4 protein-coding genes are annotated in these 6,969 nt (G+C 65.3%); 3 read left to right on the top strand and 1 reads right to left on the bottom strand.

Features of this window, described 5'->3' with window-relative positions; translation table 11 throughout:
* Positions 1-245: 245 nt before the first annotated feature.
* Positions 246-908, bottom strand: a complete 663-nt coding sequence (locus Q0A15_RS01430) for a heme oxygenase (biliverdin-producing) (protein WP_291277759.1) — start codon at positions 906-908, stop codon at positions 246-248.
* 156 nt (positions 909-1,064) lie between these two features.
* On the opposite strand from Q0A15_RS01430, the gene Q0A15_RS01435 reads away from it, so the two are divergent.
* The 3 genes from Q0A15_RS01435 to Q0A15_RS01445 all read left to right on the top strand — a co-directional run.
* On the top strand, positions 1,065-5,045 hold the full coding sequence (locus tag Q0A15_RS01435; RefSeq protein WP_291277760.1) for an HtaA domain-containing protein: 3,981 nt from the start codon (positions 1,065-1,067) through the stop codon (positions 5,043-5,045).
* A 197-nt stretch (positions 5,046-5,242) separates the two neighbouring features.
* Positions 5,243-6,352, top strand: a complete 1,110-nt coding sequence (locus Q0A15_RS01440; RefSeq protein ID WP_291277761.1) for a hemin ABC transporter substrate-binding protein — start codon at positions 5,243-5,245, stop codon at positions 6,350-6,352.
* The coding region (locus tag Q0A15_RS01445; protein WP_291277762.1) for an iron chelate uptake ABC transporter family permease subunit at positions 6,349-6,969 on the top strand (621 nt) is incomplete at its 3' end. The genes Q0A15_RS01440 and Q0A15_RS01445, both read left to right, overlap by 4 nt.

A 6,969-nucleotide genomic window follows, 5' to 3' on the forward strand; every position in this document is an offset into this window, starting at 1 on the left:
AAGCGCACCACTGGAAAACCACTGCCCGACGACGTGGGGGTGCGTTCCGTACGGAACGCACCCCCACGTCGTCGGGCAGTGGTTTTCCAGTGGTGCGCTTCACATTCTTTTAGCCACTCGGCATTGAGTGACTCACGCAACGTATAGAAAATTCGTTTAATACCTATTCGTTCCACGAATGAAGAAGGGGACCCTCACCGCCATAGGCGTGAGGGTCCCCTTCTTCGTTGCGGAAGTGAGTCCGATCAGGCTGGGACGGCAGCCCTGGATATGCCGTCCAGCTCCACGAACATGTCGCGGTTGAGGCGGAAACCGCTGATGGCCTCCTCCACCACGGCGTCGCGCTGGGCCGCGTCACCGAAGGCGTCCAGCAGGTCGCGATAGCCGTCCTTGTAGACCTTGGGCTTGGGAATGGATTCGAAGTGCCACATGCTCATGGCATCTGCGGGCGGTCCGTAGTGGCGGGCCACGAGCTTGCCGATGGCCTGACCGCCGGAGAGGTCGCCGAGGTAACGCAGATAGTGGTGGGCCAACAAACGCGCGGGATCCGTGTCGTTTCCGACCGCTTCGATGCGGTCGGCGTAGGCCTGCGTAGCGGGTACGATCGCCGGGACCGCGGGGAGACCGGCCCACTCGGCCAGTTTGGGGAGATCGGCGTCGATGCTGGCCAGGCGGTCCAGCTTCTCGTCGAAGAGTCCTGCCACGGCCGGGTTGCTGCGGTGGCGCGCAGCGGCGGACTCGAGGGCTGCATAGATGGGGCGGTACTGGGCCAGCAAGAGCACGTAGTCGCCGCCGGTCCTCTCGCCCTGCATGAGGTCGGAGATGAAGCTGGACGTCTCCGCCTCGGTGTGGTCGGTACGGGTCGCGTCTCGCAGACGCGACGAGAACGAAGACTGTTCCGTCTGCACTTGATTTCCCTTTCGATTGCGAGTGAGCAAAGCCTAGCGTATCCATCGACACGATAGGCCATATCTATGTTGCGGTATTTGTAGGGCTGATCTTAGGATGAGCTGTGTGCGCCGCTTGTCAGCGCTGTTTCCAATCACCGACCCTGGAGCACCAGCATGTCTTCCACTCAGCCTCCACGCTGGCGTCGAGGTCTGGCAACGCTCACCGCAGCAGCGGTGGCCTTGCTCGGCAGCGTCGCGGGTGTGGCCGCGCCGGCCCATGCGGCTGACACGACGAAGAGCGTCGCGGTCACCGCAACCGGCTTCGTCCATGACAACCTCCCCAACCCGATCAAGGGCGACGGAACGGCGGGCGTGCCCAACGGCGTCTACGTGGCCGCTTTCGACAAGGACGCAGATCTTTCGCAGGTCACCATGGAGAACATGGACGAGACCGTGGCGGGCAACGCCGCGTGGGTCACCAAGGCCAAGGTGGGAGACGGCAACTTCACCACCACGCTGGGCGATGTGCCAACGGGCGAGGACTACCAGGTGGTTTCCTGGGTTGCCCATGGCAACATCACCGAGGAGACCATCCTGTCCGTGAACCTGCTGCCGGCGGCCGACACCAGCATCGCCATCGCGAACGGGGACTCGCTCGAGGAAGAGCCGGAACCCGCGGCTGACCCGAGTGCTCAATTGTCCGTGACCACGGCCTCCGCAGCCGAAGGACTCACCGTTCACGTCACCGGAACCGACTTCTTCGACCTACCCTCCCCCAGCATCGGAGGCAACGCGCTCGGCGTGTACTCCGCCATCGTGGAGCACGACCTTGAGATCCCCGCCGAGGGGCTCGGTGCCGACGCGACACTCGCCAATGCCTGGGCCAACCCCTTCAACGGTGGCTTCACGGACGGGGCCTTCACCGCCGACCTCAACGTCCCCACCGACAAACTGTCCAAGGACAAGTCCTACGACGTCATCACCTGGTCAGCCCACGGCAACATCACGCCCGACACCCTGGTCACCCGCGACGAAATCACCCTGACTGGGGCCCAGAAGGAAGCCCTCTTCCCGACGCCCGAGCCCGAGTTCGCTCCGGAGACCTCCCACGCGGTCACCGCTGCTTCTGAGGCTGACGGCCTGTCCGTGACGGTCACGGGCACCGGCTACGAGAACTTCCCGGTCCTGGCCAACGGTAAGGACGCCCAGGGCGTCTACGTCGCCGTCATCGACCGCAACCTCGCCACCAGCGACACAGACATCGAGGCAGGCCAGCTCCTCGGTGCAGAGTTTGCGTACAAGGCCACCATCGCGGGCGGCAATCTCAACAAGACCTCCATGGTCAAGGCCGACGCGTTGAACAAGGACAAGAACTACGACGTCGTCGTGTTCCTGGCCCACGGCAACCTCAACAACGGCAGCCAGATCTACCGCGCTCCCATCGAACTGACCGCTGACCAGAAGGAGGCCCTTTTCCCGACACCCAAGCCTGAGTTCAAGGGCACGGCAACCTACGAGCCCTCCACCTACGCAGCGGGCCAAGAGTTCTCAGTGGAAGTTGCTGGCAAGGGCTTCCTCAAGGACACCCTCCCCGACCCGTTGAACGAGTCCGGCGCACCGGCCAACGGCGTCTACGTCGCAGCATTCAAGCCCGGCACCGACCTGTCAAAGGTCACCATGGACAACATGGGCGACTACACCCTCGGCAACGCCGACTGGGTCACGGGAGCTCAGATCGATGACGAAGGCAACTGGAGCCGCACCCTGAACGGCATCGGCAACGAATACGCCGGCCAGAAGATCCAAATCGTCACCTGGGTTGCCCACGGCAACATCCGCGACGACGTCATCCTCACCAACGACGAGGTCGAACTCCCCAGCAAGGCCACCGAACCGACCCCGGACCCTGAGCCGACTCCGGAGCCCGAGGTCAAGAACTACAAGGTCTCTGACGCCGTCCTGACGTGGGGCGTCAAGGAGTCCTTCCGTACGTACATGTCCCACCTGCCCGTCCACAACGACGGCAAGACCACGCTCTCCGGCGGAGCGACGCAGCCCACCAAGCACGGCGTGCTGAAGTTCCCCAAGGGCACCGGCGTCATCGACGAGAACGGCAAGGGCACCATCGCATTCAAGGGCGGGGTACGTTTCACGGGTCACGACGGTGAAATGGACCTGAAGATGTCCAACCTGAAGGTCAAGTTCCAGTCCGGCACCAAGGCGCAGCTGATACTCGACGCCGATGTCCCGGCCTCCGAGACCATGAATACGCCGGCCTTCAACCAGAAAGGCATCGTCTTCGCGAACCTGACCTTCCCGGCCAAGAACTACACCATCGCCGGCGTCCCGCTGGCAGGTAAGGCGGCTGCCGCGAAGAAGGCCCTGGTCCTCAATGAGGCCAAGGCGGTCCTGACCGAGGACGGCAACAAGGCCATGGGCGGCTTCTACGAGGCAGGCGAGGTCATGGACCCGGTCAACATCAACGCCACCGTATCCGCGACCTCCGAGAAGCCAGCCGGCACCGACAACAACGGCGGTTCCCGCGACGGCAACGGTGACGACAACAACTCCAACGGCGACACCAACGCTGGTAAGAGGCCCAGCAACAACAACGGTTCCGGTAACGGCAACACCGATGGCGGCAAGGACACTGCAGCCAAGCAGTGCGAGCCCGTGGTCTCCACCAAGGACGGCCGCACCGTGACCGCCACCGCGTTCAAGGACGGTTCCTCCTACAAGGTGGAGCTGAAGGGCTCCGGCTTCGTCAACGACAAGCTGCCCAAGCCCATCAACGACTCCGGTAAGGGTGCAGACGGCGTCTACGCAGCCGTGGTGAAGCAGGACGCAGACCTGTCCAAGATCACCATGGACAACATGGATGACACCACGCTCGGTGAGGCCATCTGGATCACCAAGAATTCCTTGGGCGCCAAGGGCGAGTTCACCAACTCCGTCCGCGGCATCCCCGCCGACGCAGGCGACAAGGTCCGCGTCATTACCTGGGTTGCCCACGGCAACATCGGCGAGGACGTCATCACTTCCGACCAGGTCGTGAAGCTGGATTGCGCCACCGCTGGTGGCTCCGACAACACCGGTGCCCCCAACAACGGTGACGGTGCCAACAACGGCGACAACGGTTCCACCCCGGGTTCCAATACCCCAGGTTCCACCACCCCAGGTTCCGTGACCCCGGGTCAGGCCGCCGCCGCGCAGCAGTGCCGCGTGGTCTTTGTGTCCGACGGCTCCGCCAAGGCCTCCTCATCCGATTCCGCCACCTCGGCGGCGTCGGCCCCGCAGGCCAACGCGCCGGCGGCCGACTCCGACTCCGGTTCCAGCTCCGCAGCCTCCGGCTCCGCCACCCTCAATTGGGGCATCAAGGCTTCCTTCCTGTCCTACATTCAGGGCGGCATCGCCAAGGGGAACATCTCCACCGCCGGTGGTGCTGCGCAGTCCGGCTCCGGCCTCACCTGGGGCACCGGCTCCGGCTCGCTGGCCAACGGTGGCACCGTGACCTTCCCGGGTTCGGTCCACTTCACCGGCCACAACGGCATCCTTGACACGACCTTCTCCAACCTGCGGATCAAGTCAGCCGGCTCCGGCAAGGCCACCCTGATCCTGGACTCCAAGTCCCAGGACATGGACGGCAAGGACGCCTCGCAGTCCAACGTGACGTTCGCGAACATCACCTTCTCCGGTGACGGCTCCAACGGCATCACCAACGGCAAGGTGTCCCTGACCGCTGACGGCGCCAAGGCCTTCGCAGGCTTCTACAGCGCAGGACAGTCCCTGGACAGCCTGAACCTGACGGTCTCCGGGTCCTCCGCCGGTGCCGCTGGTGGCGCCACCAATCCGGCGGGCCTGTTCTCCGCTGTGCAGCAGCTGACCACGGTCACCGCCGCCACGAAGGACGATGCCAAGCCGTCAGCCTCCATCACTCCGAAGGAATCCGGCATCACCGTCCCCGCCTCCGCGAACGCCTCCGATTACCAGGCCGGCGCTCCCGAGGGCATGAAGGCCACCATCGTCTGCGGCGACAAGATGGCCTCCACCGGTGCTGACAACGCCAACCTGATCGGTGCCGGCGCCATCCTCGCCCTGCTGGGCGCGGCCGGTGTCGCCTTCGCCGCTCGTCGCAAGACGACCGCGAAGAACTGATCCCCGTGAACTGACGGTGGGGCGCTGAACCCAGCGCCCCACCGTCGGACACAAACTCCGGCCCCGCCCGCCACGGGCGGGACCCCAGACTTTCCCCGAGACGCCGAGACCGGCAGCGCCGCGGCCAACGCGAGCAGCAGCCAGACCCGTCCGGGTCACGAACCACAACAACACCAGCCACGAGAAGAGCAGCACCAGTGAAGAAGAAACTGTCCATGAGCCTGGCCGCCATGGCGACCATCGCCGCCCTTTCCCTCGCCGCATGCGGTGGCGGATCCGGTTCCGGCGAGAAGTCCTCTTCCGCAGCGGGTTCCTCGCAGGGCGCCGCAGCCTCCGGCGACGCACTGCCTGAGGCCAAGGACGCTCTCAGCCTCAAGGGCCACGTCTCCGCCACCACCATCCCGGACATGGAACCCGTGGTGAAGGACGCCAAGCCTGAACTTCCGGCCACCGTCACCGACGCCACCGGCAAGAAGATCACCGTGGACAACATGGACCGCATGCTGGCGCTTGACCTCTACGGCACCCTCACCGACACCGTCATCGGGCTGGGTCTGGAGGACAAGCTCGTCGGTCGCTCCAACTCGGACACGCAGAAATCCCTTGCTGACCTCCCCACCGTCACCGAGAACGGCCACGACCTGAACGTCGAGGCCGTGTTGAACCTCAAACCCACCGTGGTGCTGACCAACAACACCATCGGTTCCAAGGACAAGTACGACCAGCTGGCCGCTGCAGGCGTCACCGTCGTCACCTTCGAGGAGATCCCCTCCCAGGACAAGATCAGCGACGGCATCGAGGCGGTCGGCGCAGCCACCGGCATGGAGGACGCCGCTGACACGCTCGCCGACCACACGGAGAAGCGGCTCGACGAGGCGGCCGAGAACATCAAGAAGCTCTCCGCCGCCACCTCCACCAAGCCCAAGGGCGCCGTGCTCTACATGCGCGGAACCGCAGGTGTCTTCTTCATCCTCGGCAAGGACTACGGTGCGGGGGACCTGCTCAAGAGCCTGGGCCTCGAGGACGTCGCCGCCGAGAACAACATCACCCAGCTCAAGCCCGCCAACCCGGAATCCCTGGTCAAGCTCAACCCTGACGTCATTCTCGCCATGGAGGCCGGCTTGGAATCCACCGGCGGCATGGACGGGCTGCTGAAGCGCCCCGGCGTGGCCGCCACCAAGGCCGGCGCCAACAAGCGCATCATCACCGCTGCCGACGGCCAGCTGCTCTCCTACGGCCCCCGCACTCCTGACAACCTGGAGGCCCTGGCCGCCGCCATCTACACGCAGGAGGGAACTGACAAGTGAGCCAATCCCCCGCGCCGGCCACCATGTCCGACGACGGATCCTCCTTGGGCGGGGACGGCACCTCGGGTGCCGTCCCCGCCCAAGGGGCGTCCGAGACGTCGGGCATTTCTGCCCCGACCGCCCCCACGCCGGATCCCACTCTGAGCGGAAGGTACCGCAAGAACGGGCGGCTCAAGCTCCGCCACCGCGGGCACCGCGGCGCACGCGCCTGGCTGGTCGGTGTAATCCTGTTCGTGGCCGTCCTCGCGGTCATCGTGGTCTCCTCCATCGTGGGCCAGTACGACGCCACCGCGAAGGACGTTTTCGGCGCCATCTGGCGCATCGTGTTCCAGGGCGCCGATCCGCTGGACAACCCATCCGACGCCGCGTTGTGGACCATTCGTTTCCCCCGTGTCGCCCTGTCGCTGCTGGTCGGTGCGGCGCTGGCCGTGGCGGGCACCGTGATGCAGGGCGTGTTCGCCAACCCCCTGGCCGAGCCGTCCGTGATCGGCGTGTCCTCCGGCGCCTCCGTCGGGGCCTGCGTCGCCATCATCTTCGGCTTCTCCGCCACCGCCGCCTGGACGCTGCCGACCTTCGCCTTCATCGCGGCCATGGTGGTCACCTTCCTGATCTGGGGT

The organism is Galactobacter sp., assembly GCF_022712295.1.
Lineage (GTDB): Bacteria > Actinomycetota > Actinomycetes > Actinomycetales > Micrococcaceae > Galactobacter.